2 protein-coding genes are annotated in these 1,747 nt (G+C 68.2%); both read right to left on the reverse strand.

From position 1 onward, the window contains the following. Positions 1-198: hypothetical protein (locus VGJ14_11260; GenBank protein HEY2832992.1), on the reverse strand; the 198-nt coding region annotated here is incomplete at its 3' end. A gap of 43 nt (positions 199-241) precedes the next feature. Beyond that, positions 242-1,498, reverse strand: a complete 1,257-nt coding sequence (locus VGJ14_11265; protein ID HEY2832993.1) for an ISL3 family transposase — start codon at positions 1,496-1,498, stop codon at positions 242-244. Positions 1,499-1,747 lie beyond the last annotated feature (249 nt).

Here is a 1,747-nt window from a genome sequence, read left to right on the forward strand (position 1 = left end):
CACAAGATCGTGCGGGTGTTGCCGTCCGGATACCCGCGAAGGCGCCTTCACCGACGCGCCACTTGACGATCTCGACGTTGTCCACCGCAGGGTCTGCGCGGTGGTGGTCAGGTCTTCGCGTCGCCAGGTCCATCGCATGTCCCGCAGCTCGGTCAGCAGGGTGGTGGCGTCGGGGTCGATCAGGCGCTCGGTGTTCATCAACGGATGCCCCCTTTTCCGGCTCTCCCGGCATGAGTGTGGGTCATTCTCGACGTTTGTTGGAGCGCTCGTGAGGTAGCTGCAGGGTGACGGGTCCGCAGGAGAGCATCACCAGAGCGAGGGCTGCCTGGGCGCTGTGGAAGCCGTAGGCCCGGTTGATGATCAGGCGGACGTGGTTGTTGAGGCCCTCGGCCCGCCCGTTGTTGATTTTGAGCCGGATCGAGGCCAGGATGCCGTCACGGTGTTTGCGGATGGTCTTGGCGGTCTTGACCATTGCGTCGATGCGGGACCTGCTGGCTTTGGAGATCCACCGGTCGATCAGTTCGGTGACCTCGTCGGTGTTCAGGTCGCCGGCGAAGATGGCCCGAAACGCCTCCCGCAGGGTGTAGGCACGCCACAGTTGCCCGCCGCGGCGGCGCAGCTTGCGCAGGGTGCCGGCCTGGTCGTCGGACAGGTGGTCGGGGCGTTTGAGCAGTGCCCAGCGGGCTCCTTTGAACTTGTGGGCGGCGGCGGGGTCGGTGGCGCGCATCTGCTGCCAGACGGCGCGGCGTACCGTGTCCAGCGCGTCGGTGACCAGCTTGACCGCGTGGAACGGGTCGATGGCGATGACCGCCAGCGGCGCGTGGGTGCGCACACTGCGGGCGAACGCCGGTCCCATGTCCATGCTGACCGCCTGCAGCCCGGCGGCGCGTTCGTTGCCCAGCTCGGTGAAGAACTCATCCAGGGTGGCGGTGTCCTTACCGGCCCGCCCCCACACGATCTTCTTGCGGCCGTGGTCGGTGACCAGAGTCAGGTAGTTGTGGTGGCGGCGCCAGGACACCTCGTCTACCCCGATGGTGACCAGCCCGTCCAACCGGTCGGCGTCCAGCTCGTCGCTCACGACCCGGTCGCAGATGCGCCCGACGGTGTCCCAGTCCAGCCGCAGGAACCGGGTGATCGTGGTCTTGTCGGTTCTGGTGGCCAGAAACGCGGCCAGGTCCTCCAACTCGCGGGTGAACCCGCTACGGTGCCGGGCAAACGGCACCGCCTCGGTCACCACCCCGCAGGTGGGGCAGTCCAGGCGGCGCAGCCGCATGCGCAGCATGACCATCGCCGGGCCGAAGTCCAGATGCCGCCACGTCGAGGCGACCGGACGGGTGTCATAGCGCCACCGCGTCTGGTAGCCGCAGTGCGGGCAGAGCAGCCGGAGGCGACGCAGCGCCAGGTCCACCACGAGCAGGCCCGGTGACGGCAACGACGCGCCGCGCACCCGCACCCCCGGCAGGTCCAACAGACGGTTCAGTAAGGTGGAATCGCGCACGGCCGTGCCGACTTCCTGTCGCTTCCAGAGTCTTCGTCGACCTTGAAGCTAGGGGTTCTCGGCCGTGCGCACCTCACATCCCGCCCGGCGTGTCGCTGATCCCCATACCCGGCAACGGCCCCGACCGCCTTCTATCCCTCAACCCACCCACACCGATGCCGGGAGAGCCAGTTTCTGGTCGCGGTGGCGCAGGCGCAGATGCTGGGGGCGCAGTTCTGGACCGGGTTGGACCGCCGCCGCGCCGACCTG

The organism is Sporichthyaceae bacterium (genome assembly GCA_036493475.1).
In the GTDB taxonomy this organism is placed as follows: domain Bacteria; phylum Actinomycetota; class Actinomycetes; order Sporichthyales; family Sporichthyaceae; genus DASQPJ01.